This window comes from Stutzerimonas sp. VN223-3 (genome assembly GCF_045999685.1).
Lineage (GTDB): Bacteria > Pseudomonadota > Gammaproteobacteria > Pseudomonadales > Pseudomonadaceae > Stutzerimonas > Stutzerimonas stutzeri_AR.
In genome coordinates this window covers 1,038,406-1,064,197 of the sequence record NZ_RBEC01000001.1, presented here as the reverse complement: position 1 = coordinate 1,064,197, position 25,792 = coordinate 1,038,406, and the positions used below count along the sequence as shown (strand labels likewise).

Annotated in this window: 28 protein-coding genes and 2 tRNA genes; 14 read left to right on the top strand and 16 right to left on the bottom strand. The window is 57.4% G+C overall.

The features are described 5' to 3' along the window. Positions 1 to 5: 5 nt before the first annotated feature. The 6 genes from pheS to D7241_RS04915 form a co-directional block, all read right to left on the bottom strand. Entirely contained in the window at positions 6 to 1,022 is a 1,017-nt protein-coding gene (gene pheS, locus D7241_RS04940; protein ID WP_408100536.1) for a phenylalanine--tRNA ligase subunit alpha, read from the bottom strand. A 169-nt stretch (positions 1,023 to 1,191) separates the two neighbouring features. Continuing rightward, positions 1,192 to 1,548, bottom strand: coding sequence for a 50S ribosomal protein L20 (gene rplT, locus D7241_RS04935; protein WP_019339387.1), 357 nt, complete (start codon positions 1,546 to 1,548; stop codon positions 1,192 to 1,194). Between the two features lie 27 nt (positions 1,549 to 1,575). Then, positions 1,576 to 1,770: a 50S ribosomal protein L35 gene (rpmI, locus tag D7241_RS04930; protein ID WP_019339386.1), complete on the bottom strand. Its 195-nt coding sequence runs from the start codon at positions 1,768 to 1,770 to the stop codon at positions 1,576 to 1,578. Positions 1,771 to 1,832: 62 nt separating this feature from the next. Then, positions 1,833 to 2,384: a translation initiation factor IF-3 gene (gene infC, locus D7241_RS04925; RefSeq protein ID WP_019339385.1), complete on the bottom strand. Its 552-nt coding sequence runs from the start codon at positions 2,382 to 2,384 to the stop codon at positions 1,833 to 1,835. Continuing rightward, complete coding sequence (thrS, locus tag D7241_RS04920; RefSeq protein WP_255981772.1) at positions 2,384 to 4,306, bottom strand: threonine--tRNA ligase; 1,923 nt, start codon at positions 4,304 to 4,306, stop codon at positions 2,384 to 2,386. The genes infC and thrS overlap by 1 nt, the downstream gene beginning before the upstream one ends. Before the next feature lie 226 nt (positions 4,307 to 4,532). Then, positions 4,533 to 4,609, bottom strand: a tRNA-Val gene (locus tag D7241_RS04915). Positions 4,610 to 4,780: 171 nt separating this feature from the next. Here D7241_RS04915 and D7241_RS04910 point away from each other — a divergent pair. Then, positions 4,781 to 6,064: an NAD(P)/FAD-dependent oxidoreductase gene (locus tag D7241_RS04910; protein WP_408100535.1), complete on the top strand. Its 1,284-nt coding sequence runs from the start codon at positions 4,781 to 4,783 to the stop codon at positions 6,062 to 6,064. Between the two features lie 6 nt (positions 6,065 to 6,070). On the opposite strand, the gene D7241_RS04905 is transcribed toward D7241_RS04910, so the two are convergent. Continuing rightward, entirely contained in the window at positions 6,071 to 7,024 is a 954-nt protein-coding gene (locus tag D7241_RS04905; RefSeq protein ID WP_408100534.1) for a PA2778 family cysteine peptidase, read from the bottom strand. Then, the gene (locus D7241_RS04900; RefSeq protein ID WP_408100533.1) at positions 7,021 to 7,422 is read right to left on the bottom strand and encodes a PA2779 family protein; all 402 of its coding nucleotides are present in this window, start codon (positions 7,420 to 7,422) and stop codon (positions 7,021 to 7,023) included. The genes D7241_RS04905 and D7241_RS04900 overlap by 4 nt, the downstream gene beginning before the upstream one ends. Before the next feature lie 183 nt (positions 7,423 to 7,605). On the opposite strand from D7241_RS04900, the gene D7241_RS04895 reads away from it, so the two are divergent. Then, on the top strand, positions 7,606 to 7,911 hold the full coding sequence (locus D7241_RS04895) for an I78 family peptidase inhibitor (RefSeq protein ID WP_408100532.1): 306 nt from the start codon (positions 7,606 to 7,608) through the stop codon (positions 7,909 to 7,911). A gap of 133 nt (positions 7,912 to 8,044) precedes the next feature. Here the strand turns inward: D7241_RS04895 and D7241_RS04890 are convergent, their stop codons facing one another. The 3 genes from D7241_RS04890 to moaB form a co-directional block, all read right to left on the bottom strand. Then, positions 8,045 to 9,076 carry an acyltransferase family protein gene (locus tag D7241_RS04890; RefSeq protein WP_408100531.1) on the bottom strand — a complete coding sequence of 344 codons (1,032 nt, stop codon included), beginning with the start codon at positions 9,074 to 9,076 and terminating at the stop codon, positions 8,045 to 8,047. A gap of 207 nt (positions 9,077 to 9,283) precedes the next feature. Continuing rightward, a complete protein-coding gene (gene glp / locus D7241_RS04885; protein WP_408100530.1) occupies positions 9,284 to 10,513 on the bottom strand; it encodes a gephyrin-like molybdotransferase Glp in 1,230 nt (409 codons plus the stop codon). Continuing rightward, positions 10,495 to 11,034 carry a molybdenum cofactor biosynthesis protein B gene (moaB, locus tag D7241_RS04880; protein ID WP_255981784.1) on the bottom strand — a complete coding sequence of 180 codons (540 nt, stop codon included), beginning with the start codon at positions 11,032 to 11,034 and terminating at the stop codon, positions 10,495 to 10,497. Before moaB ends, glp begins: the two co-directional genes overlap by 19 nt. A 64-nt stretch (positions 11,035 to 11,098) precedes the next feature. On the opposite strand from moaB, the gene mobA reads away from it, so the two are divergent. The 3 genes from mobA (at position 11,099) to D7241_RS04865 (ending at position 12,145) form a co-directional block, all read left to right on the top strand. Beyond that, positions 11,099 to 11,698: a molybdenum cofactor guanylyltransferase MobA gene (mobA, locus tag D7241_RS04875; protein WP_408101189.1), complete on the top strand. Its 600-nt coding sequence runs from the start codon at positions 11,099 to 11,101 to the stop codon at positions 11,696 to 11,698. A gap of 46 nt (positions 11,699 to 11,744) precedes the next feature. After that, complete coding sequence (locus D7241_RS04870; protein ID WP_408100529.1) at positions 11,745 to 11,966, top strand: YgdI/YgdR family lipoprotein; 222 nt, start codon at positions 11,745 to 11,747, stop codon at positions 11,964 to 11,966. A 102-nt stretch (positions 11,967 to 12,068) separates the two neighbouring features. Further along, positions 12,069 to 12,145, top strand: a tRNA-Pro gene (locus tag D7241_RS04865). A 192-nt stretch (positions 12,146 to 12,337) separates the two neighbouring features. Here D7241_RS04865 and D7241_RS04860 read toward each other — a convergent pair. After that, complete coding sequence (locus tag D7241_RS04860) at positions 12,338 to 12,574, bottom strand: glutaredoxin family protein (RefSeq protein WP_408100528.1); 237 nt, start codon at positions 12,572 to 12,574, stop codon at positions 12,338 to 12,340. Positions 12,575 to 12,987: 413 nt separating this feature from the next. On the opposite strand from D7241_RS04860, the gene D7241_RS04855 reads away from it, so the two are divergent. From D7241_RS04855 to D7241_RS04830, 6 genes are all read left to right on the top strand, one after another. Further along, a complete protein-coding gene (locus D7241_RS04855) occupies positions 12,988 to 14,235 on the top strand; it encodes an OprD family porin (RefSeq protein WP_408100527.1) in 1,248 nt (415 codons plus the stop codon). A gap of 211 nt (positions 14,236 to 14,446) precedes the next feature. Next, positions 14,447 to 14,866, top strand: a complete 420-nt coding sequence (locus D7241_RS04850) for a YqjD family protein (RefSeq protein ID WP_408100526.1) — start codon at positions 14,447 to 14,449, stop codon at positions 14,864 to 14,866. Between the two features lie 17 nt (positions 14,867 to 14,883). Beyond that, positions 14,884 to 15,264, top strand: a complete 381-nt coding sequence (locus D7241_RS04845) for a phage holin family protein (RefSeq protein ID WP_255981794.1) — start codon at positions 14,884 to 14,886, stop codon at positions 15,262 to 15,264. Beyond that, positions 15,261 to 15,563 carry a hypothetical protein gene (locus tag D7241_RS04840; RefSeq protein ID WP_408100525.1) on the top strand — a complete coding sequence of 101 codons (303 nt, stop codon included), beginning with the start codon at positions 15,261 to 15,263 and terminating at the stop codon, positions 15,561 to 15,563. Before D7241_RS04845 ends, D7241_RS04840 begins: the two co-directional genes overlap by 4 nt. 203 nt (positions 15,564 to 15,766) lie before the next feature. Next, complete coding sequence (locus tag D7241_RS04835) at positions 15,767 to 17,098, top strand: deoxyguanosinetriphosphate triphosphohydrolase (protein WP_408100524.1); 1,332 nt, start codon at positions 15,767 to 15,769, stop codon at positions 17,096 to 17,098. Positions 17,099 to 17,103: 5 nt separating this feature from the next. Beyond that, entirely contained in the window at positions 17,104 to 18,198 is a 1,095-nt protein-coding gene (locus tag D7241_RS04830) for an FUSC family protein (protein WP_408100523.1), read from the top strand. Here D7241_RS04830 and D7241_RS04825 read toward each other — a convergent pair. Then, on the bottom strand, positions 18,188 to 18,532 hold the full coding sequence (locus tag D7241_RS04825) for a YggL family protein (protein ID WP_255981802.1): 345 nt from the start codon (positions 18,530 to 18,532) through the stop codon (positions 18,188 to 18,190). The two genes, D7241_RS04830 and D7241_RS04825, sit on opposite strands and share 11 nt — an antisense overlap. A 324-nt stretch (positions 18,533 to 18,856) precedes the next feature. On the opposite strand from D7241_RS04825, the gene dacB reads away from it, so the two are divergent. Further along, positions 18,857 to 20,275, top strand: a complete 1,419-nt coding sequence (gene dacB, locus D7241_RS04820) for a D-alanyl-D-alanine carboxypeptidase/D-alanyl-D-alanine-endopeptidase (protein WP_255982145.1) — start codon at positions 18,857 to 18,859, stop codon at positions 20,273 to 20,275. A 91-nt stretch (positions 20,276 to 20,366) separates the two neighbouring features. On the opposite strand, the gene rlmKL is transcribed toward dacB, so the two are convergent. Then, a complete protein-coding gene (rlmKL, locus tag D7241_RS04815) occupies positions 20,367 to 22,547 on the bottom strand; it encodes a bifunctional 23S rRNA (guanine(2069)-N(7))-methyltransferase RlmK/23S rRNA (guanine(2445)-N(2))-methyltransferase RlmL (protein ID WP_408100522.1) in 2,181 nt (726 codons plus the stop codon). Positions 22,548 to 22,906: 359 nt separating this feature from the next. Here rlmKL and rmf point away from each other — a divergent pair, with 359 nt between their 5' ends. After that, entirely contained in the window at positions 22,907 to 23,122 is a 216-nt protein-coding gene (gene rmf, locus D7241_RS04810) for a ribosome modulation factor (RefSeq protein ID WP_021207445.1), read from the top strand. Positions 23,123 to 23,214: 92 nt separating this feature from the next. Here the strand turns inward: rmf and D7241_RS04805 are convergent, their stop codons facing one another. Next, positions 23,215 to 24,255 (bottom strand): quinone-dependent dihydroorotate dehydrogenase, encoded by a 1,041-nt coding sequence (locus D7241_RS04805; RefSeq protein WP_408100521.1) that lies wholly within the window; start codon positions 24,253 to 24,255, stop codon positions 23,215 to 23,217. 109 nt (positions 24,256 to 24,364) lie between these two features. Then, positions 24,365 to 24,586, bottom strand: coding sequence for a DUF2835 domain-containing protein (locus D7241_RS04800; RefSeq protein ID WP_408100520.1), 222 nt, complete (start codon positions 24,584 to 24,586; stop codon positions 24,365 to 24,367). 176 nt (positions 24,587 to 24,762) lie between these two features. On the opposite strand from D7241_RS04800, the gene D7241_RS04795 reads away from it, so the two are divergent. Continuing rightward, on the top strand, positions 24,763 to 25,686 hold the full coding sequence (locus D7241_RS04795; protein ID WP_408100519.1) for a DUF6685 family protein: 924 nt from the start codon (positions 24,763 to 24,765) through the stop codon (positions 25,684 to 25,686). The last annotated feature ends 106 nt before the right edge of the window (positions 25,687 to 25,792 follow it).

The following is a 25,792-nucleotide window of genomic DNA, read 5'->3' as shown; positions in this document are numbered from 1 at the left end:
TGGACCTAGCGAAATTGCGCCAGGAATCTCAGGTCATTATCGAAGAACAGGCGTAAGTCGTTGACGCCATAACGCAACATGGCGAGCCGTTCGGCTCCCATACCGAAAGCGAAGCCCTGGTATTTTTCCGGATCGATACCGGACATGCGCAATACATTCGGATGCACCATGCCGCAGCCCATCACCTCTAGCCAGCCGGTCTGCTTGCAGACGCGACAGCCCTTTCCGCTGCACATCACGCACTGCATATCCACTTCGGCAGACGGCTCGGTGAACGGAAAGAACGAGGGGCGGAAACGGACACCCAGCGGCTTTTCGAAGAATACTCGCAAGAATTGCTCGATCGTCCCCTTCAAATCCGCGAAGCTGATGCCCTCGTCGACGAGCAGGCCTTCGACTTGGTGAAACATTGGGGAATGGGTGATATCCGAATCACAACGATAGACGCGACCCGGACAGACGATCCTGATCGGTGGCTGCTGCGATTCCATCGTGCGCACCTGGACTGGCGAGGTATGGGTACGCAAAAGCATGTTGGCGTTGAAATAAAAGGTGTCATGCATCGCCCGAGCTGGGTGATGCCCTGGAATATTCAGCGCTTCGAAGTTGTGATAGTCGTCCTCGACCTCTGGTCCCTCGGCGACGCTGTAACCGATATGGCTGAAAAATTGCTCGATGCGCTCGAGCGTACGGGTCACCGGATGCAAGCCACCCGAAACCTCACCACGACCGGGCAAGCTCACATCGATCCGTTCCGCAGCGAGCTTAGCGCTTAGCGCCGCCTGCTCAAGATCAGCTTTTTTTGCATTCAGCTCGTCTTGGACTCGGCTCTTCGCTGCGTTGATCAACGCACCGGCTTTCGGGCGGTCCTCCGCGGACAATTTACCCAACGTCTGCATGACCAGCGTCAGCTCGCCTTTCTTGCCGAGGTATTGGACCCGGATCTGCTCCAGGGTATTGATGTCTTGACTATGTTGCACCGCCTCAAGCGCTTGCGAGACCAGTGCATCCAGGTTTTCCATTTACAACCTCCAGAGGTTCTTGCAGAACCGCACCAAGCAATTCGCCACTCGGGTCACATCGCCACGTGCACTTTTGCAAATGCCCCTTCAGATACAAAATAGGGGAAGAGCACAAGGCTCTTCCCCTATCGGTGACGCTACGAATCCGAAGATTCGATTGTCGATGGGCTTAGGCCAGAGAAGCTTTGGCTTTTTCGACAATTGCAGCGAAAGCTGCTTTTTCATTCACTGCCAACTCGGCTAGAACCTTGCGGTCGATCTCGATGGCTGCTTTTTTCAGGCCAGCAATGAAACGGCTGTAAGACAGACCGTTTACACGAGCGCCAGCGTTGATACGAGCGATCCAAAGAGCGCGGAACTGACGCTTCCGCTGACGGCGGTCACGGTAGGCATATTGGCCGGCCTTGATCACCGCTTGCTTGGCAACACGGAACACACGCGAACGAGCGCCGTAGTAGCCCTTGGCGAGTTTCAGAATTTTCTTGTGACGGCGACGAGCGACGACGCCACGCTTAACACGAGCCATGAGTTATTCCTCTGAGTCTTGACCGAATTAACGAACGCGCAGCATGCGCTCTACTTTTGCGTTGTCAGACGGGTGCATCAGAGATGTACCACGCAGCTGACGCTTACGCTTGGTAGACATTTTGGTCAGGATGTGGCTCTTGAAAGCGTGTTTGTGCTTGTAGCCATTCGCCGTCTTTTTGAAGCGCTTCGCAGCGCCACTTTTAGTCTTCATCTTTGGCATGTTCGGTACTCCACAGTGTGGGTGATTTCAAATAACCGCAAGGCCTGCCAGTGCCCTGGTGGTTACTTTTTCTTCTTGGGAGCGATGACCATGATCAGTTGGCGTCCTTCCATCTTTGGATGCTGTTCGACCGAACCGTATTCAGCCAGGTCACCCTCGACCCGCTTCAACAATTCCATCCCCAGCTCCTGATGCGCCATCTCACGACCGCGGAATCTCAACGAAACCTTGGCCCTGTCCCCGTCACTCAGGAAACGTACCAGGTTGCGTAGCTTGACCTGGTAGTCGCCCTCTTCCGTCCCTGGACGAAACTTTACTTCTTTAACCTGGATCTGCTTCTGGTTCTTCTTCGCTGCAGCGACCTGCTTCTTCTTCTCGAAGAGGTGCTTGCCGTAATCCATGATCCGGCAGACAGGAGGAACCGCATCGGCGGAAATTTCTACCAGATCCAATTTCGCTTCTTCAGCTATACGAAGCGCTTCATCAATAGAGACGATGCCAACCTGCTCGCCATCAGCACCAATCAAACGGACCTCACGAGCCGAGATATTCTCGTTGATCGGGGCCTTGGGTGCAGCTCGTTTATCCTGTCTCATTTCACGCTTAATAGTCATTACTCCAATTCTTGGCGACCACGCCGGGAAACCGCTTGTGCCAGCAACTGGGCGAAGTCGTCCAGGGGCATGGAGCCCAAATCGACGCCTTCACGGGTACGCACAGCAACGGCTCGTGTCTCGACCTCCCGATCTCCGATAACCAGGAGATAGGGAACCTTGAGCAAGGTATGCTCGCGGATTTTAAAGCCGATCTTTTCGTTTCTCAAGTCGCACTTGGCACGGAAACCGCTTTGATTAAGCGTTTTCTCTACTTCCGCGGCAAATTCCGCCTGCTTATCAGTGATATTCATCACCACGGCTTGGGTAGGCGCGAGCCATGCCGGGAACGCCCCTTCGTAATGTTCGATCAGGATGCCAATGAAGCGCTCGAACGAACCGAGGATCGCACGGTGCAGCATGACCGGCGTCTTGCGACTGTTATCTTCAGCAACATAGCTCGCATCGAGGCGCTGAGGCATATTCGGGTCGTACTGCAGCGTCCCGCATTGCCAAGACCGCCCCAAGCAGTCAAGCAGCGTGAACTCGATCTTCGGACCGTAGAACGCACCCTCTCCCGGCAAATACTCCCAAGGCAAACCAGCCGCGTCCAGCGCACCTGCCAGCGCAGCCTCAGCACGATCCCAGAAGGCATCGTCACCGACGCGTTTGTCGGGTCGCGTAGACAACTTCAGCTTGATATCGCTGAAACCGAAGTCAGCATAGACCTGCATCGTCAACTTGATGAAATCTGCCGCCTCGGCACTGACCTGCTCCTCGGTACAGAAAATATGTGCATCATCTTGGGTGAAACCGCGGACACGCATGATTCCGTGCAGCGCACCAGACGGCTCGTTGCGGTGGCAGGAGCCAAATTCGGCGAGACGCAGCGGCAATTCGCGGTAGCTCTTGAGCCCCTGATTAAATACCTGGACATGGCAGGGGCAGTTCATCGGCTTGATCGCGTAATCGCGGCTTTCCGACTCGGTGGTGAACATATTCTCTGCGTAGTTGCCCCAATGCCCGGATTTCTCCCAAAGGCTACGATCCACGACCTGCGGCGTCTTGATTTCCTGATAGCCGTTCGCGCGTTGCACACCACGCATGTACTGCTCAAGTACCTGATAGATGGTCCAGCCGTTGGGATGCCAGAACACCATACCCGGCGCCTCTTCCTGGGTATGAAACAGGTCAAGCCGCTTGCCGATCTTGCGATGGTCGCGCTTCTCCGCCTCTTCAATACGCTGGATGTAGGCAGCGAGCTGCTTCTTGTCCGCCCAAGCTGTGCCGTAAACGCGCTGCAGCTGCTCGTTCTTTGCATCGCCGCGCCAATATGCGCCGGACAGCTTGGTCAGCTTGAAGGATTTGAGGAAACGAGTATTCGGCACATGCGGGCCACGGCACATGTCGACGTATTCTTCGTGGTAATACAACCCCATCGCCTGCTCGTCGGGCATATCCTCAACCAGACGCAGCTTGTAATCTTCACCGCGGGACTGGAACACCTCAATGACTCCAGCGCGCGGCGTAACCTTCTTGATCACATCGTATTCGGTGTCGATCAACTGCTTCATGCGCTGTTCGATTGCAGCCATATCATCTGGCGTGAACGGCCGCTCGAAGGCGATATCGTAATAGAAGCCTTCGGCGATGACTGGGCCGATTACCATTTTCGCGGATGGATAGAGCTGCTTGACGGCATGCCCAAGCAAGTGTGCGCAGGAGTGACGAATGATTTCCAGCCCCTCTTCATCCTTCGGCGTAATGATCTGCAGGGTCGCGTCGTTTTCGATCAAATCGCAGGCATCGACCAGCCGACCGTTCACCTTGCCAGCGAGAGTCGCCTTGGCAAGACCAGCACCTATTGACTGAGCCACATCGGCAACGGAAACCGGAAGATCGAACGAACGCTGACTACCGTCAGGAAGAGTAATGGTGGGCATGGCGCCTCCTCTCCTAGTGGTGACCCCTACCAAAGGCCACATGGGTTGGGATGAGCCAGGAAAGCGACCCGCTGGATAACCCGCCGCACAATGGCAGGAGCCCGAAGGCTGATCCAAGCGAACCGAAGTCACTGGAAAACATGGGGAGCACGGATGCTTTCAGAAAGCCGCCACGCTGACAAGCAAGGCATAAAAAAAGGGCCGCTAGCGCGACCCTTTTCGGAATTGGTAGGCACAATTGGATTCGAACCAACGACCCCCACCATGTCAAGGTGGTGCTCTAACCAACTGAGCTATGTGCCTCCGATGGACGCGCATTCTAGAGATCCGCCTGACAGAGTCAAGCGTTTTTTCGCTAAGCCACTGATAACTGTAATTTTTGACGCAGAAGAATGATCTGCTGTCTTCGCTTATGGCATCAACGACTTTGTAGGGATAGCATCGGCGTCAAATATTGAGAACAGGGATAACAAAATGTCGCACACACCCTACCCCTCTTCGTATTACGCCGCCTCGGCAAACCCGGCGCCTATCCGCGAAACCTTGGGCAGCGATGTTGAGGCTGACGTCTGCATTGTTGGCGCAGGCTACACCGGACTATCGACTGCGTTGTTCTTGCTTGAGCACGGGTTCCGGGTCGTTATCCTAGAGGCAGCCAAAGTCGGCTTCGGCGCATCCGGGCGCAACGGCGGCCAGATCGTCAATAGCTATAGTCGCGACCTCGACGCTGTCGAGCGCAGCGCCGGCAGCGATGAAGCACGGCTGATCGGGGCAATGGCATTCGAAGGCGGACGAATCATTCGCGAGCGCGTCGCACGCTACAACATCGAATGCGATCTGAAGAACGGAGGCGTGTTTGCCGCTTTCAATCCAAAGCAAATGCATCACCTCGAGACCCAGAAGGCTCTCTGGGAGCGCTACGGTTACGATCAGCTGGAAATGCTCGATCACAACGGTATTCGAAACGTAGTGGCATGCGAGCGCTATACGGGCGGGATGCTGGATCACAGCGGTGGCCATCTCCATCCGCTCAACCTTGCGCTCGGCGAAGCGGCAGCAGTCGAATCGCTGGGTGGCGTCATCTACGAGCAAAGCCCGGCGATCCGCATCGACCGCGGAAGCAGCCCACGCGTTTACACCGAGCGCGGCCAGGTGACGGCCAAGTTCGTGATCGTCGCGGGAAACGCTTACCTCGGAGGACTGGTACCCGAGCTAGCGGCCAAGTCCATGCCCTGCGGTACGCAGGTCATCGCCACGGAACCCCTCGATCCAGAGCTCGCAGCGAAGTTGCTGCCTCAGGACTACTGCGTCGAGGACTGCAACTATCTTTTGGATTATTACCGGCTATCCGCCGATAACCGCCTGATCTACGGAGGCGGAGTGGTTTATGGCGCGCGTGACCCGGCCGATGTCGATTCGATCATTCGCCCGAAAATGCTCAAGACGTTCCCACAGCTGCACGGCATCAAGACAGAGTTCGCCTGGACCGGTAACTTTCTGCTGACACTGTCTCGCCTACCGCAAGTTGGACGGCTTGGCGACAACATTTATTACTCTCAAGGATGTAGCGGCCACGGCGTGACCTATACGCATGTCGCAGGAAAAATTATTGCCGAGGCGTTGCGGGGGCAAGCTGAACGCTTCGACGCCTTTGCCAGCCTGCCACACTACCCATTTCCCGGCGGGCAGACATTCAGTGCCCCGTTCAGCGCGCTCGGCGCGCTGTATTACAGCCTGCGTGACAGGGTAGGTTTCTAGGCAGCGCTAATGTACGGGGCACGGAGGCGGCGCTTCGCACGCAGCCATTTCGTCGCCCTGCACCGCCGGCAATTCAGCTGTAAACCGTTCATCCTCAGGAGCCAGCTTCACGGCGCATGCACGTGCTCTCGATGACTGCGCAGTACAGCCCCGCTCTGCCAATACTTGCGACAGGTTGAACCACCCCGCGGCGAAGGTTTCGTCACGCTGGACGCTGGTCCGTAGCGCACGCTCTGCGGCGCGCTTGTCGCCTTGCGCGTACCAGCTGTTGCCAAGAGCAAACCAGGACAAACCACCGGACCAGCGCTTTGCTGCCGTTTCGTAGGCCTGCTGGGCGGCATCTATGTGCCCGGTTTGCTCCAGATCGTTCGCAGCCTTCAGCCACAGCGTTTCCTTAGCAGTCTGCGGCAGCTGATCGGGCATAACCGTCACTATCGCCCAACGATCGCCCTTGGCCCAGCTTCGCTCGAACTGCCGAAAACTACCTATCCATCGTCGGGTCGTCCCGGATCGCAGAACGATGGTTTGAGTTGTTAGGTCATACCCCATCACAACCGCGAAATGCCACTGCGGCCAGCGATCGAACGCAAGATTCTGCAGTACCAGAACGGGATTGCCCGCTGCCACTTCGGTTAACAAAGCTTCTAACCTTGGCTCAACGGGATAAACCAACAGATCGTGAGCCCGAGCGGCAGCGACCATTTCGACCTGGAGGCTGCCCTTGCGCTCCGGCAAATAGACGCGCTCCACGAGCTGATCCGGTCCGGTGTTTACACCGCGCTGGACAAGCATCGTGGCAAGAGCAGCCGGCCCGCACTGGTAGGCTGCCTGAGGAAAGAACGGGACCTCAGCGAGCTCAACCTGCTCGGGGAGCTCCGCAGAGCCAATCGGAACGATCGGCGTACGCGCGCATGCCCCGAGCAGGAGGACAGCAGACAGCAGGACTAGTCGTCGGATCAACGGTTAATGCAGTTGACGAAGTTGAAGATATTAGTCGCGCAAAGCAGATCAGTAATGATGAAAATCACCAGGAACAGCACGATGATTCCCACCACACCGGCACCTGCCGGCGCCTGATCCAGCTGCTGATTGAATTGGGCGAGTTCTGCCGGCGTCAAGCTGTTGATCCGCTGCTCGACCTGGTCACGTTCGACGCCCATCGACACGAGCTTCTTCTGGACATCTTTGTCTTCAAGCATCGTCAGCAGCTGCTGGCGATCCACTTGCTGCTGTTGTTCGGCAATAATCTCCGGGGTGCCGATCATCGCCGCATGAGCCAAGGGGATTTGCGCAAATAGCATGAAATGCATCGCGGCCAGAATGCTGGCTACACGCTTCATCACGGATGAGTTGAACATGGCGGAACTCCTTATCTTTATTCGTCGGCCCGGCGCAGTTTGCAGGGCTATCGATGCTAAGACGGCGCCGCTGTTCCGCCAGTTCCCTTGCGCGTAACTGTTTCAACAGCCGACCGGTTGCCATATTTAGCTCATCAGCTCGTCATATATTCACGCCCGCCACCCAACTAAAAGGAAAACGCCATGCAGGCCATTCGATCAATCGTTCTGATGCTGCTCAGCTCTGCTCTGATCGGCTGCCAATCACAGCCGCCAGAACCAATGCAAGGCTCGAACGGCACAGCAGGACGATGCAACGCCTCAGCGGTTCAGAAGCTTGTAGGAGAACAGGCAAGCCCTGAGTTACTGGATCAGGCGCGCCATCAAAGCGGGGCAACCATTGCCCGCATCCTTCGGCCTGGAGACGTCGTCACGCTGGAGTACAACGACCAGCGTTTGACTTTGTCGACGGACGAAACGCTAAAAATCCAACGGATTGGTTGCGGCTAGCCAAATCACCTTTCCGCTGCGGCTCAAGCCCGGACTTCCCTCCGCTCGCGCGGCGACTTTGCCGGGCTGCGGCATCCCCCAGCGTCAAGGCTGACGATGAAGTTGGCCCAATCATGGCGAGTGAGCGCTTCGGCTAGTTCGCCAATGCCCTGCGCATCCGAAGATTGGTCGCGGAAACCAGCTTCGGTGGGGTCAATAGGAAGTAAAAGTTGTAGCGCTTGATGATGACCTGCGCCAGCAACGGTGCCATGAGACCAATCAAGGTCCCGACCATTAAGTGGACTGGGATCGAATCAATGCCCAGGAAGCGACTAAGGATCACTCGAACCCCGCTTCCGGCCAGAATATGCATCAGATAGATGGTCATGGAAGAGGCGCCGATGAACAACAGCCACTCCATGCGAATCTGGCCCAGCCACATCGACAAGGCAATCATGAAAAGGATCGAAACGGTTGCCAGCACAAGCACCGGCAAACCACCTACTTCCCAATTCAAGCCAAAGGTGATGTGGAATAGATATTGGCCAATCACAAACATCGTACCGAACAACAAAGTGAGCGGAACATAACGAGCAAGAAAGAACGCTTTTACCTCGTTAAACCATACACCGAGCGCGAAAAATATTGCGTTGCCGAAGATGAACCCGCCGACATTACCCATAGGCAAGTCCTGGTTGAACACGTAGAGGACGCCAAAGACCAAAAGTATGGGTAGAAAGTAGCGGCGATCGGCCTTGGCATAAACGAAAGAGCAGACAACGAAAACCAGAAACAGCGCATAGAGGAACCAGAACTGCGCGCGCGGCGACCAGAGCAACGAGAACACTTGTACTAACGTGACCTGCCCGTTGGTGTAGTTCGACAATGCCACTTCGGTCAGGCCCTGCAACAGCGACCATACAATGAAGGGATAAACGATCGTGTCTACCTTGTTGACGATGAGCCCCGTCTTTCCTCGCTTCATCAGCGAGTCGTAGAAGAACAAGCCCGACAGGAAAAAGAACAGCGGCATATGGAAGGTGTAGATGATGCTGTCGACGAGAAGGTATTTGCCCTCTTCCATTGGCAACCCGGCGTTGAATACCCCGCGCGCAACATGTCCATAGACCACCAGAATGATCCCAATGGCTTTGGCGTAATCGACCCAGGCGTTTCTTTCCTGCATCTACATCCCTCCTTGTCTTTGAGGCAATACCAGACACATCTCTGGCCAGACATGGCCGCAGATGGGAAAAGTAGACAATGAAAAATGCGATCAGTTTATTGCCGGAGCCAACTTACCTGATATTCGTCAGCGTCTCGCGTCGTAGCGCACGCACCTAATCGAACCTCAGCCCCCGTCTAATACAAAATGCCAGAGACACGAAGCTAATCAGCCGAGCAATTCGGTAAATGAAATAAAGGGCACGGAATCACCCGCCTGCAACTGGCTGTGCTCTTGTATTTCTACCAATCCATCTGCCCAGGCTGCGCTGCGCAATATTGACGAGCTCTGGTTTGGATACAGCACCGCCCTACCCGACTCGATACGAGCTCTTAAATATTCGCGACGCGTGCCGGGCTTGGTCCAACTGAACCCCGCAGATACAGAGAAGCGCAGTGGATCTAGCTGCGAAGCACCCATGCGGCGAAGCATGTAAGGTCGCGCCAGCAGGCCAAAGGTAACCAGCGTAGACGCCGGATTGCCAGGCAACCCGATGACCGCAACACCCCGATAGTTACCGCAGGTCAGCGGCTTGCCTGGCTTGATTGCCAATTTCCAGAGCGTCAATTCCCCCTCGTCCCGCAGCACTTGCCCTAGGAAATCAGCTTCACCAACCGACACACCACCCGTAGAGAGAATGAGATCAACCTCATGCAACGCCGCCAGGCATTGTCGAACCCGCACAGGATCATCCGGTACGATTCCAGCGTCGACAACCTCGCAACCCAAGCGCTGCAACCAGTGACGCAACAGCATTCGATTGCTGTTGTAAATCTGTCCCGGCATCAGTGCCTCACCCGGCTCAACCAGTTCGTTTCCGGTAGAAAGCAATGCCACTTTGAGCTTCCGGCGCACTTTCAGTTGCGGCGCACCTAACGAAGCGGCGAGCCCCAGCTCAATCGCCCCCAGGCGCACACCGGCTTCGAGCACCGTATCGCCGCACCTCGCCTCGCCACCCTGGGGGCGGACGTGCTGACCAGGCTGTATCGGTTCGACGAAGCGCACCCGACCATCGCCAAGCACCTCGACGTTCTCCTGCATCTCCACGCTGTCCGCGCCTTCCGGCATCGGTGCGCCCGTGAAAATTCGTGCGCAACAACCCGGTAGCAGCGGCTGCGGCTGGGTGCCGGCAAAGATTTTCTGGCAAACCGTCATCGGTTGGCCATCCAGGTCTGCCGCTCGCAACGCATAACCGTCCATCGCACTGTTAGGCCATGGCGGCAGATCCAGCTGCGCAACTAGCGGTTCAGCCAGTATCCGGCCGACCGCGTCAGCGATCGAAACGCTCTCGACTTCCTGAACCGGTGCGGCTTCCGCCTGCTTGAGCAATGCTTCGAGCGCCTGCTCTACTGGCATCAACGCGAGCGACTCGACCCGGGTCATGAACGAATCTCGCATGGCGCAGCCTGCTTGAGATGAGGCACGAAATTGCATGGACGATGGCGCGCATCGAGTTGCTCCGCGAGGATGCCATCCCATGCGGTTCGACAGGCATTGGTCGAGCCCGGTAGACAACAGACCAGCGTCGCATTTGCCAGCCCCGCCAACGCTCGCGACTGAACGGTGGAACTGCCGATATCGGGCACCGATATTTGGCGAAACAGCTCGCCAAATCCGTCAACCTGCTTGTCCAGCAGGCAGCCAATCGCTTCCGGCGTACTGTCGCGAGCGGTAAATCCGGTGCCGCCAGTAATCAACACCACTTGTACGGCGTCTTCGGCGATCCAGGTCGCGACCTGAGCTCGGATCCGATAAAGATCATCCTTGAGCAACACTCTCGCAGCGAGCCGGTGCCCTGCGGCAACTACACGGTCGACGAGTAACTGCCCGGAAGTATCGGTTTCCAAAGAACGGGTATCGCTGACTGTCAGGACAGCAATATTCAAAGCAACAAAAGGCTGATCAGCGAGGTGACTCATAGATGGTTCCGGTTGTTGGACTCAATTGCAGGTGTTATATCACAGGCTTTTGCCGGAGCACTTGATGGACCAGAGCAGGCTCCCAGATTGCTCGATTCTTCTGCTGGCCGGAGGGCGTGGTCAGCGAATGGGCGGGCAAGACAAGGGATTGATCGAGTGGCACGGCAAGCCGCTCGTGGCCTGGCCACATGCAATAGCACGGCCGTTGACCGATGACTTGCTTGTCTCCTGCAACCGCAACCAGGAGCGCTACGCGCCCTTCGCCGACCGGCTGGTAGGTGACGATGAACCAAACTTTCCCGGCCCGCTTGCGGGTATACGCGCAGGTCTTGCAGCGGCACGCCACTCTTGGTTGATGATATTCCCGTGCGATGCGCCGCTGATCGACAAGGCATTGGTCGCGCAGCTCTACGCGGCTGCGCAGGATGAACCGGACACACCAATAATGGCCCGACGGGGCGATCAATGGGAGCCGCTTTTCTGCATCATCCCGGTCAGTCTTGCTTGCGCTATTGAAACCGCGTGGCACGCGGGAGAGCGAAGCAATCGCGAGATACTACTGACACTTGGAGCGCGCAGCCTAGATCTGGACGAAAACGATCCCCGGCTTGCCAATCTGAACTCGCCCAACCTGCTTGAGGTAGCTCTGCCGCGGGGAACTTAGCGCCGCCGACCGCCGTCACAGACGCAACTACCATGAGGAGATCATCATGCGCACAGGAACCGGAGCCGCCCTTGCATTACTTGTAGGATTGGCTTTGCTATCAGGCTGCTCAAACCCTAGCGTCATCACGCTAAACGATGGCCGCGAAATCCAGACACTGGACCACCCGGACTATGACGATGAGGCTGGCTTCTATGAATTCGAGGGTATCGACGGCAAACCAGGTAGAGTGAACAAAGACCAGGTTCGTACCGTTCAGGAACTCTAAATGGCTCATTCAGCCACGCAGTGGCAATTTCGTGGGAAGCGTCAAAACCGCGTTCCAAGCGCTTGTGAAGTAAATGTTTTTCTGTAAAATGCGCGCTATCTTCGGAGCGTAGCGCAGCTTGGTAGCGCGTCTCGTTCGGGACGAGAAGGTCGCTGGTTCGAATCCAGTCGCTCCGACCATTCCCGGCATCAGAATTGATAGTCTGATGTAAGAAAACCGGCCTTTGGCCGGTTTTTTCGTTTCTCTAGCTGAATTTTATCTACAGCCCGAACGGCCTTAAACCCACCCACTCGTTAGTTGCATCCAGGCACTTGCCGCGCCGACGGTGACTATCAACTCGCAACTTCCAAGTTGCCAGTGCTCGCGATCACTCACTGCAAAAACCATACGACTTGTTCTATCTCGAATGGCCAGTCCAATTCGGCACCCGTATCAACTCGTCGCAGCACGGGTATGCGCAACCCATAGTCGTCGACCCATTCGGGCCTATCTGCCACATCAAGCAACTCTACTAACAGGCCATGCTCCACCAGCGGCAAAACTACCGCCTCGGCCTGCTCACATAGGTGGCAACCCAGCGTTCCAAACAATTGACACTCAGGAAGCATAGATACGGCTCTTTTGACATTTTGGCCAAATGCAATTCTAGCAGCCTCATCGTGATGCAATTCCCTCAATCTCGCCCTATCCTTTTGGTGTAGCCGAGCGAAAAAAGTGTGACTTTGAACTCACTCAAACGACGGTTTGATTTATGGGTTCGACTAGTGACCAGCAAAACGCTAGGATGCGGCAGCCCAAGCGGACTTAGAGCTGCAGGGCCGGACGTGTAAGCGCGTATCGGTAGCGCCACTCAATGCTTCATCGAGTCGGAACAAGAGCGACTACCGAGCGGAACCGCGAACACTGCTACGCTTAAGCCTTAAAGACTAAGGTCTAAGGGCTGAAAATAACTATGTAGTGCTTTATTGCATGGCGCCGTAAAGAGCGACTTCAGAGCATCATCCAACGAGGAGAACAAGAAATGCTCAAGACCCCAATCGCCCGGGGCGTGGCCCTAGCCACTCTGGGAGCAACACTGGCCATCCCCACTATGGCTCAAGCTGCATTTTTTGAAGACAGCAAAGCCAACCTAGAACTGCGCAACTTCTATCACAACGCAGACAACCGTCAGGACGGCGATCCGAGACCGCAGTCCAAGGCCGAGGAATGGGGACAAGGTTTCATCCTCAAATTCGAGTCGGGCTTTACCGAAGGCCCCGTCGGCTTCGGCGTCGACGCGATCGGGCTGCTGGGTCTGAAGCTCGATTCCAGCCCGGACCGTACAGGTACCGGTCTTCTCCCCGAAGATAGCGATGGCCGTGCGCCGGACGATTACGGACGCATTGGCGGCGCTGCGAAAGCTCGCTACTCCAAAACCACTCTGAAAATCGGCGAGATGATTCCAAAGCTGCCGACCATCCTGCCGAGCGACTCGCGCCTGCTGCCACAGACCTTCCGCGGCGGTATGCTGACCTCCCAGGAAATTGACGGCTTGACCGTTAACGTCGGCCGGATGACTGAAACTAGCTTGCGTAGCGAAGCCGGTTTTGCTGATCTTGGGATGTCCAGTGCGGGTAGTACTGATGGTGAAGCTTCTGACAAGTTTGATTTCGCCAGCTTGAAGTATCAGTGGAACAAGCAACTGACGACTTCTTACGACTACGGCAATCTCGATAAGAACTACAAGCAGCACATCGTCAACTTGGTTCACGTACTGCCACTGGGTGAGAAGCAGTCGTTCAAGAGCGACATCCGTTACGCCCATTCCACCGACGACGGCAACACTAACGTCGATAACAAGGCCTTCGGCGCCATGTTCACCTACAGCCTGGGTGGCCACGCATTCGGTGCGGCCTATCAGGACATGAGCGGTGACACCGGCTACCCCTACATTGCTGGCGGCGACGCGTTCCTCGTCAACTATGTAATGATCGACCCAACTTTCGCCGACCCGGACGAAACGTCTTGGCAGCTTCGCTATGACTACAACTTCGCCGCCATGGGCGTGCCAGGCCTGACCTTCATGACGCGTTATGTGAAGGGCACCGACACCGGCACCGGGGCTGGCAACGGCGACGAGTGGGAGCGCGACACCGACATCGGCTACGTCATGCAGAGCGGTGCCCTGAAGAATCTGGGTGTCAAACTGCGCAACGGTACCTACCGTGGCGAAGGTCGCGAGATTGACCAGACCCGCTTCATCGTTAGCTACACAATCCCGCTGATGTAATAGCGGCTACCGCATGCGAATGCAGTAGATAGGAAACCCGCTTCGGCGGGTTTTCTTTTTTATGCTCATCATGCTGAAGCCAAGCTGATGCATTGTCCGACTGCACCGATAGCTAAACGACCAAACCGAAACGGGAACCTTGCGCCACTGTCACGCTCGAAATTGAGAGACCGGGACCTTTCGTCCCTGCGAAACTCAAGAGGAGCTGCAGATGTCTACCGAATCCACTTTCGGCACCAGCGACAACACCCCGATCCCCGACGGAACCAACGGAACTATAGGATCCACGGGAACCACCACACCGCTAATCGATAAATCGGCGCACCGTCGCAACCTCCAGGCCGCTCAGAACGCCCTTATTGAGGAGTTCCACACCCTGATCGGTGACACCGAGCGGCTGCTCAAGCATACGCAGGACTCCGCAGGCACTCAGACCGAAGAGCTGCGCGGCAAGATTAACGCCAACCTGAGCCGTGCGCGTCAAATGCTCAAAGAACAGGAAGGTTCTCTACGTGAACAGAGCCAGGCTGCCATCCAGTGCACTGAAGAGTACGTCCACACTCACCCGTGGCAATCGATCGGCATCGCGGCGGGAGTCGGCTTTCTCCTTGGCCTGATCACCCGCCGCTGATCTGGGGAGTGAGTCCTATGGAAGCCAAGCACTCCGATGAAGCTCCCGCGCCCTCGCTGAAAAAGATGGGCAGCGCGCTTGCAGGCCTCTTGCAAGGGCATCTGGAGCTGGTCGGGATAGAAATCCAGGAAGAAAGAGCCCGGGTGTTCAAGCTGTTTCTTCTGGCAAGTATCAGCCTGATACTCGGTTTGCTGATTCTGGTAGGCCTCTCGGCAGCGATTGTCATCGCATTCTGGGAGACGAACCCCATCGCTGCAATTCTCGTTCTCTGCTTGGTATACGCAATCGCCCTGGCGGTATGCATCAGCCGCGCAGTCCGTCTCGCCAAGGAGAGCGCTTCGCCCTTCCAGGCGACGGTCGAGGAACTGGCCCGCAATCGGGAGCGTTTACTGCCATGAGCCTTCCTCTTAGCACCTCTAGCGACCTAACCATGCGCAAGGACCTCGTTCGGTTGCGCATGGAGATGAACCGTCAGCAGATTCTTTATCACTCGCAGCCACTGGCCCACCCATTCCAACGGATCAAGGGAATGGTAGCGAATCGCGGCGCGGCTTCAGAACATCATGTCCCGAAGGGCCCTTTGATGATTGCCACGACTTTGGGACTGGCACTCTTCGGCCGTCGCCTGGGCAAGGTGGGCCAACTTGCCCGACTGGGAATCATGCTGTACCCAGTGATCCGAAAGCTGCGTCAGTAGAAGGTTACAGAGCTGATATAGCCAGTCCAGCACCGTTGACAGTCAAGCCACGAGATATGTCTTATGGTTTGATTATCAGTAAGTGCTGTAGGCTGGCGCATGCGCTGGATTATGCATAACAGGATGCGCCGCCTTACTCGACGGCCGGCCGTTACATTGCGCTTGCAGCCGGTACCCACTGGCAACATCAAGGAGGTTGTTCTTTGGACTGGCACACCCTGCTCAATCGTGAACGGCTCGGGAAATCCGCTCACAGCAATGAAGAACTTGGTCGAAGTCCGTTTCACAAGGATCACGACAGGATCATTTTCTCTGGAGCGTTCCGTCGTCTTGGGCGTAAAACCCAAGTGCACCCGGTTTCCAGCAACGATCATATACACACCCGCCTCACCCACTCGCTGGAGGTCAGTTGTGTCGGCCGGTCGCTAGGCATGCGGGTGGGCGAAGTATTGCGCGAGGGCATGCCGGAATGGTGCAGCCCAGCGGATCTCGGAATGATCGTTCAGTCGGCCTGCCTTGCTCATGACATCGGCAATCCACCTTTCGGGCACTCAGGCGAAGACGCCATTCGCTATTGGTTTCAACAGGCCGCCGGACGTGGCTGGCTGGATGCCATGAGCGACGCCGAGCGAGCCGACTTCTTGAACTTCGAGGGCAACGCCCAAGGTTTTCGTGTACTGACCCAGCTCGAATACCACCAGTTCGACGGCGGCACCCGGCTTACCTACGCCACACTTGGTGCTTATCTGAAATACCCCTGGACGTCGCGCCACGCCGAAGCGCTTGGCTACAAGAAACACAAGTTCAGCTGCTACCAGAGCGAACTCCCACTGCTCGAACAAATTGCCTCGAAGCTTGACCTACCGAAACTGGACGAGCAGCGCTGGGCACGTCATCCGCTGGTTTATCTGATGGAGGCGGCAGACGACATTTGCTACGGCCTCATCGATCTAGAGGATGGTCTGGAGATGGACCTGCTCGATTATTCAGAGGTCGAGTCCTTACTGCTCAGCCTGGTTGGCGATGACCTGCCTGAAACCTATCGCCAGCTGGGCCCAAAGGATTCACGCAGGCGCAAGCTGGCAATTCTAAGAGGCAAGGCCATCGAACATCTCACCAACGCCGCTGCGCGCGCGTTCGTCGAACAGCAGAACGCATTGTTGGCGGGCAGCCTTGCCGGAGATCTGGTCGATCACATGCATGGCCCTGCCAAGCAATGCGTCGTGCAGGCCAAAGCCATGGCACGAGAAAAGATCTTTCAAGACAAACGCAAGACGCTGCATGAGATCGGCGCCTATACCACGCTCGAAATATTGCTCAATGCGTTTTGTGGCGCTGCACTGGAGCAACACGGTGGCCGCACTCCGTCATTCAAGAACCGGCGCATCATGGACTTGCTTGGCGGCAATGCTCCCGATCCTGAGCGTCCTCTGTATGACGCCTTCGTACGGGTGATCGACTTTATCGCCGGCATGACCGACAGCTACGCCACAGAGATGGCCGGCGAGATGACCGGACGTTCGAGCCCGACGTGAGCCAAATGAAGAAGTCGTTGTGGAAGATGATCGGTTGGCAACCAGGCCGTCCCGCCTGGGGGGCGGCGGCTGTCGCGGGGCTGGGTTGCGCATTACCGCTTATGCTTGGGCTGTTCAGTGGTCATGCCGGCTTCCTCTGGGCCACGGTCGGCGCCTTCCAGGCTGCCAAGGCAAATCCGTTGCACCGCCTCGGCATGCTGCGAATGCTATTGCTGATTGGGCTCGGTGCCGGTAGCGCGGGACTCGGGTTCTGGTCAGCAACTCATCCTCTGATCAGCCTTGGACTTTTTGCCTTCTATGGCTTGCTACTCGCATGGCTGCAACGTTACGGCAACGAGGCTGGCAAGCTTGGCATCGGCCTTGCCATCTGTCTTTGTCTCGGTCAGGGCCAGCACGGTATTGGCGACTTCAATAATCCTCAAGCGATTGCAGCGCTGTTCGCCTTGGGAGGACTGTGGGTCACGCTACTGGCGTTCGGCCTGCGCGGCATGCACGGACTGCGTATGTGGCCGTATATGCCCCGCCTGTTCAGCTTGATGAAAGTCCTGCGTCGCAGAGCACGGCGCACGCCGATTCGCCAGTGGCGGCTGCATGCGTTGACCTATATGCTGGCTGCGGCGGTGGGCGGCCTGATCGTCACTATCGCCGATCTGCCACGCGGTTATTGGCTAACGCTGGCCGTCTTCACAACCCTGCAGATGAACCTACAGCGCAGCCTCGTTCGTGCGTTACAAGCCAGTATCGGAATTCTATGCGCAGCGGCGGTGCTGATTTATATGGGCCATAGCTTGGCCGATCCGCCGATGATGGTAATGATCATGCTGCCGCTGGTGATGCTCAGCCGGGCATTCCAGGCGCATCATTACGGGTTGTTCGTACTGCAGACGACGTTGAGCTTTGTCCTGCTGGCCGAAACCCTTGCGCAAGATTGGGGATTGCCGCAACTGCGTCTGATCAACGCCGCAATTGGCGTCGGCGTGGCTGTGGCCGTTACCTTGCTGATGTATCTGCTACGTCGGTTGGTCGTTCGAATTGCATTGCGCAGATCCGGACAACCAACCACAACCGATCAGGACACGAATGACTCGATCACGCCTTAGCGTTGATCTCGTTCTCCGGATACCAAACGTCCATCAACGGGCTTACGTTGAATTCAGATAGCTCGCTGCGGCCCTTGAGCCATGCCTCGACCTGGCCGCGCTGCTCCTCGTTGACCGAGCCACGGCTGGCCAGGCATACGAAACCGTAGTCCTCACCGCCGATATAACCCAGACCATTTACTTCGATGGCCTCGTTCAGAAAGGCTTCCAGAAATTCGTCCACCGCCTTGGCTTCAAGACCCTCACGGTAGGTCAAATTCACTTCGAAACCCAGTTCCTGGAATTCGTCGACACAGAGTTTTTTGCGCAAACGACGCGAGCGATTGGTAGCCATTGAATCGGACCTTTTTCTGACTTGATAACGGCGCGCACTCTAACAGCAACGCCGCGCTTGTGCGATGCGGACAGCAGGTCGCAGCGCAGCTTGTCTGGAAAACGCATCAATTGCTGAATTCCTTTTGCAGCGCTCTGAAGTCACCGGCTACGCTTGCCAGATGAGAAGTACGTCACCTCTCAGGCATGGGCCTAATGGCCCGTCATTCTTCCCTGAACGCTGTAGGGAACCTTCATGTCGATGATTTCCGGTGTACCTGTCCCAGCCGATCGGGACAGAGGTATAAGCAAGTTTCTAAGCCGTATAGCAATTGCCGCACTGGCGATGCCACTGGCCTTCCCTGCGCTTGCCGAGCAGGTCAATCAGACCCTGCCGCCACGCGTGGCGCAGGCTCTAAAGGCGAACAAAATCGAGAGTAGTGCATTGTCGGTCGTCATGCTGCCGCTCAATAGCAACGCGTCGCCGACGTTCGTGAATGCCGACGTGTCAGTCAATCCCGCATCGACCATGAAACTGATCACAACCTATGCCGCCTTAGAGCTGTTGGGCCCCGATCACGAATGGAAAACGGAGTTTCATGCCGACGGGCCTATTGAAAACGGCACGCTGAACGGCAACCTTTATCTAAAGGGTGGCGGCGACCCTAAGCTCAACATGGAGAAGCTCTGGCTGTTGTTGCGTGATCTGCGAGCCAATGGCGTCCAGACCGTGACTGGCGATCTGGTTCTCGACCGCAGCCACTTTGTGCAGCCGACGCTGCCGGTCTTCGATGACGATGGCAATGACAAGAACAAACCCTTCCTGGTCGGGCCAGACTCTCTGTTGATCAATCTCAAGGCGCTTCGCTTTATCGCCCGCAACGACGGTGGCAAGGTGAACGTAGTCGTCGAGCCGCCGATCGCCGCGGTTCGCGTCGACAACCGCATCCAGGCCCTGCCAAAAGCCAAATGTCCCGGCTGGCCGGACATTCGCTACAACCCGATCAAGGATGCAGATGGCGTTACCGTCGTGGTGACGGGCAAGCTTCCGGCCGGATGTAGCGGCCAGACCTACCTGTCCCTGCTCGACCACCAGCAATACGCCGCCGGTGCCGTCCGTGCGATCTGGAAGGAACTGGGCGGCAGCATCCTCGGCACTGATCGGGTTGCTCAGGTGCCCAAGGACGCACGGATGATCGCTCGCGCCTACTCACCGGATCTGGTCGAAATCATCCGCGACATCAACAAGTACAGCAACAACACCATGGCGCGGCAGCTGTTCCTGAGCCTGGGCGCTGAATTTCGCAACGAAGCGGACGCCGATGACGCCAAGGCTGCACAACGAGTGATCCGTCAGTGGCTAGCGAAAAAGGGATTGATCTCACCCCACTTGGTCATGGAAAACGGTTCAGGCCTTTCGCGTGCCGAGCGGGTCAGCGCACGAGAGCTCGCCAGTTTGCTTCAAGCCGCCTGGCAGAGCCCGTACGCGGCCGAATTCATCTCGTCGATGCCTCTCGCGGCAATAGACGGCACCATGCGCAAGCGCTTGCGCAACACCGGCGTTGCCGGCAAGGCGCACATCAAGACCGGAACCTTGAACACGGTGCGGGCAATCGCCGGTTACAGCCGCGACAACGACGGCAATACCTGGGCGGTCGTCGCGATCCTCAACCACCCACGCCCGTGGGGCGCCTCCTCGGTGCTGGATCAGGTGCTGGTCAGCCTATACAACCGCCCGAGCAACAAAAGCACGGCACAACGTTAGTCAAAAGCGCCGGCGGTTCGATGCTGTCGGCGTAGCCCAGCTAACAGTTCACCTGGCAGCATCGCCATCAAAAGGCTATGCCGCCTGACACTCAGCGCGCCTGAAGTTTCCAGGCCCGATGAATCTTGCTGTTGCGGCGAAAGTCCTCATCCAGCGTGGCGCTAGTGACTTCCTCGACGGCGTAACGCTCGGCAATGCCTGCGTCGAGCACGAATTTGCGGAAGTTGTTGGAGAAATACAGCGTACCGCCTGCTGCCAATCGCGCCATTGCCAAGTCGAGCAAGGCGACATGATCACGCTGGACATCGAAGACACCTTCCATACGCTTCGAGTTGGAGAAGGTCGGCGGATCGATGAAAATCAAATCGTACTCGCCACGGTCTTCTTCCAGCCAGGCCATTACATCCGCTTGCTCCAGACGCTGTCGATCGGACAGGCCATTGAGCGCCAGATTGCGCCGCGCCCAATCCAGATAGGTTTTCGACAAATCGACACTGGTAGTGCTGCGAGCGCCGCCCTTGGCGGCGTGCACCGTGGCAGTAGCCGTGTAGCAATACAGGTTGAGGAAGCGCTTGCCAGCGGCTTCGCGCTGAATGCGCAGGCGCATCGGGCGATGATCGAGGAACAGCCCGGTGTCCAGGTAATCGGTAAGATTCACCAGGAGCCTGACGCCGCCTTCGCTGACTTCGAGAAATTCTCCCTGGCTGGCCTGGCGCTCGTACTGACGCGTTCCGCTCTGGCGCTCGCGGCGCTTGACCACTACCCGATCACGGGAAATACCCAGCGCCTGGGGAATCGCGCCGAGTGCGTCGTACAGACGCGCCTGGGCTTTCTCCGGATCAATCGAGCGTGGCGGTGCATATTCCTGCACATGCACCCATTCACCGTATAGATCGATAGCCAACGCATACTCCGGCATGTCCGCGTCATACAGGCGGTAGCATTCGATACCTTCCTTACGGGCCCATTTGCCCAGCAGCCGCAGATTTTTCTGCAATCGGTTTGCAAACATCTGCCCGCCTTCGCTGAGGCGCGCCAGTTCCTCCGCTGGTTCCTGATCGGCGTGACACTCGGTGGACGTCGTACGCCGGCCGGTGACGAACTGATCCAGCTCCACCTTGATCAACAAGAGCTTGCAGGGCAACGCACCGTTCCAGAAGGCGTATTGCTTGTGACTACGGATGCCCATGCGCTTGCCGAGGTCCGGGGCGGAGGTCAGCACTGCCGATTCCCAGCCAAGGCAGGCCTGTCGCAGGCGCTCACCGAGATTTTGGTAAAGATAGACCAGGCTCGCTTCGTCGCCCAGACGCTCGCCATAGGGTGGATTGCAGATCACCAAGCCTTTCTGGTTCTGATCGGGCCGAGGCTCGAACGTCGCCACATCACCCTGGTAGACCCGAATCCAACTCGCCAGCCCGGCTCGCTCGATATTGTTCTTGGCGGGCTGTATCAGCCGCGGATCCGCCTCGTAGCCGCGTATCCACAGCGGCTTTCTGGCTAGACCCGCCTCGGCACGCGCCTGCGCTTCTGCATGCAAACGATTCCAGATCGCCGGAGCGTGCCCAAGCCAGGCACTGAAGCCCCAACGCTCACGGCGCAGGTTCGGTGCAATATCTGCCGCCATCATGGCGCCTTCGATGAGAAAGGTGCCGACGCCACACATCGGGTCCGTCAGCGCGCCGCCGGATGCGGCAATACGAGGCCAGCCAGCACGTATCAGTACGGCGGCGGCGAGGTTTTCCTTTAGCGGCGCGGCACCTTGCTGCAGACGGTAGCCGCGCTGATGCAGGCTGTGCCCGGAAAGGTCGAGGGAAAGTACCGCCTGCCCGCGATCCAGACGCAGGTGTATGCGAAGGTCCGGATTCAACTTGTCGACGCTCGGGCGTTCACCGGAAGCTGTGCGAAGGCGATCGACGATGGCATCCTTGACCTTCAACGCGCCGAAGTGAGTATTATCGATTCCCGATCCGTGACCACTGAATTCCACCGCCAGGCTGCCAGTCGCCTCGAGGTGCTCCGACCAGTCGATCCGGTGGACTCCGTCATACAGCGTTTCAGCGTTTTCCGTGGCGAAACGATCGATCACCAGCAACACGCGGTTGGCCAGTCGCGACCAGAGACACAACCGATACGCAACCTCCATGCCGGCGAACCCGCGAATCGCGGCGGTCTGTTCACGCGCCTCTTCGAGTCCGAGCCCAACGGCTTCTTCGAGCAACAGGCCTTCGAGTCCCTTGGGGCAGGTGAGGATAAGTTCGTGGCGATCAGTCATGGCATTTCCAGAAAATTTAGATTCGGTTGGGGCTTGGCCCGACCCCGGATCGGCTTCAACATTTTGTATCGATTCCCGCTGTCTTCCATCGGAGTACAGGAGTAGCAGGGCCGCAATGGGTCTCACGAGCGTCACGGTTCGCGCGCCTTATGGGCAGCAGCATGGTTTCGTTACTTACTTATGACAAAACGATCATTCCCGCCTCGGAGACATTGGGTTAGAACTCGACTCAATCCGGCATCGCAACGATGTTCGGTAGAAATCCGCCACGCCGGCAGCGGGTTTCGCTGGCAGTCGATCTGCCCGACCTCGCCTTGAGGTCAACAGGAACACCAGTCAACCACTGAGGGCAATACCCAATGAGAAGACTCAAGCGTGATCCGATGGAACGAGCATTTCTACGCGGTTATCAGCATGGCATACACGGTAAATCTCGCGACCTCTGTCCTTTCTCCCATCCTGAAGTACGCCAAGCCTGGATTAACGGCTGGCGGGAGGGTCGCGGCGACAACTGGGATGGTCTGACCGGCGCCGCCGGCCTTCATCGATTGAACGAACTTCACGCGGTCGGCTGATTCAGGATCAAACCGACTTCAACTGGCACGCCCCACCCGGGCGGCGGGCTTGAAGCCCGGGGCTCCCTCAGGGAGCCCCACCGGGCAACAGATTAGCGATTTACGTCTTTTCGCGATTGCAGCGCCGCGATGGCATCCACAGCCTCACGAATCAATGCCGGCCCTTTATAAATAAAGCCCGTGTACAGCTGTACCAGGCTCGCACCGGCTTCAATTTTTTCCGCCGCATGTCGCCCCTCGGTGATGCCACCGACTGCGATGATCGGCAGACGACCAGCCAGAGTTTCAGCCAGCACCTTGACGGTGTGGGTACTCCTTTCGCGCACCGGCGCGCCAGAAAGCCCTCCCGCCTCGTCTGCATGAGCGAGGCCGGCAACGCCCTCACGACCAAGCGTAGTGTTCGTCGCGATGATGGCGTCCATCCCGGCCTGCAGCACAGCTTCGGCAACCAGCACGGTTTCTTCGTCGGTCATGTCCGGCGCGATCTTGATGGCCAGCGGCACGCGCTTTCCATGCAACACTTCCAGATCTTCCCGACGCAGACGAAGCGCGTCGAGCAGTTGCTTGAGCGAGTCGCCAAATTGCAAGCTGCGCAGCCCCGGCGTGTTGGGCGAGCTGACGTTCACGGTGACGTAGCTCGCTTGGTGATAGACCTTGTCCAGGCACAACAGGTAATCGTCCTGGGCGCGCTCAACCGGTGTATCGAAATTCTTGCCGATATTGATTCCCAGGATACCTTTGAAACGGGCCGCATCGGCCCGCTCCAACAGCGCATCGACGCCATGGTTGTTAAACCCCATGCGGTTGATGATCGCTTCGGCTTCAGGTAGACGGAAGATGCGTGGCTTCGGGTTGCCTGGCTGCGGCCTTGGGGTCACGGTGCCCACTTCGACAAAACCAAACCCCAACTGGGACATGCCGCAGATAGCCTCGCCATTTTTGTCCAGCCCAGCCGCCAACCCCACCGGATTGGGGAAATCCAGTCCCATCACCCGCACCGGCAAGCTGGCCGGTGCCTTGCTCAGCATCGAATTAAGGCCCAGGCGACCGCCCGCACCGATAAGGTCGAGCGACAGCTCATGGGAAGTCTCAGGGGTGAATTTGAAGAGCAACTGGCGGGCCAGGTTATACATACGCAGCCTAGATCCTGGAAAGTGTGGCGCGAGAGTATAGCAGGCGGAAGGTAGTCCCAGCGGCGCGGAACGCAAGCTCAACAAAGCGAACGCCTATGGAAAAATGCGCCTAATCGAGCCGGCGCAAGCGAATCAGCTTGCCCTCCGGAGCGAATTCCATCTCAAATGAACCAAATACGCCGGCCGCTGTCAGAAAGGGTCGCAGATGATGTGCCGGTAAGCTGACCCTCGTCCCCTCCCGGCTCTTGATCAGGATACGATTGGCACGCCCCTGATAGACAGCCAGCAGCCTGTCGGCAGGTAACGCGATATCCAGTACGAGGTTTGGCATGGAGGCTCCTCATTGATCAGTGCAGCGATTTTGCCATTGTGGCATTCCACGAGTGACGCGCGGCCTTTCACAAACACGCCTATGCGTTATCGCCGCAGGCAAAAGCTCGGCAAAGGCAGTGCGCGCCGTCGCCGGCTCTGCCACACTTTGGCCGTAGCCCAACGCGTTCATCCACAATGATGAGCCTGCCCGAGCCGATGCCGTCCGTGACCTCCCGAATCGCCAGATTTGCCCAACGCCTTGGACTGACCGGCAAATCGCCGCGTCATGTTCTTGAGCATGCCAGCCAAATCCAATTGCCCTTCACTCCGCTCTCCGAGCCAGCGCCAAGTATCTTCTGGCACGACGGGCCCTGCCTGCAACGATTCGTCGATCTCCCCAGGGGGGCGCTCTCAGGTCCAATTCAAGAGGACAAAGCCAGAGCTCGCGCAGCCTTGACCCGCCTCGTGCGAGAGGAGGTGAGTAGTTACCCAGCGCTTGATCTTCGGCAGATAGACGGGCTCGGAGGGCAAAACACGGATGGAAATTTCTATCCAACGTTCGAAGCCTTTGCTGCCACCCCGGCCTGCCGCCAGCTACGCATCATCAGCTACAAGGATTTCGTGCGAACCATCACTGCGGCCCTACCCGACTTCCAGGCCAATGCCCCGATCGAACTTCGCCAGGCCAGCTGGCTTGGCGAGCGGATTTACTGGTCAGGTGAGCATCATGCCGAAGCCTTCGCTTGCGCCATTGCCTATGCGCGACTGCGAGGCCTTGAAATAGCCCTGCCATGCGAGCTGACCGACTACCGGCTCGATACAGGCGGGTTGCAAGCGCTAGACAATGAATACCACGCCGTCACCATGCCGGCCCAGGCATGGAATGACCGTGAGTTCATGGGTCTGCTGCTGGATGCAAAGGTGCCCTATGCCCGCCTAACGCTATTGCGCAACGCCAGCAACTCCGAGTTGCTGTTGCTGGACAAACGAGAGCCAGCCGCCAATGCGCTGGGCGAAGGGCTCAAGTTCGCTGGCGCCCCCGACATGGTTCGCTATCTGCGTGACCTGCCCCAAATTACCCGCTTCCGCCTCGGCCACCGGACTGCCCAGCCGGACTGATTTCGGCTCGAACACGGCACGATTCATCCGCGACGGCGTACGCAGGCGACTTCACCGTGCAACGCAACTGCAGAACCAGTAGCCGAATACAAAACGCCAACGCAAA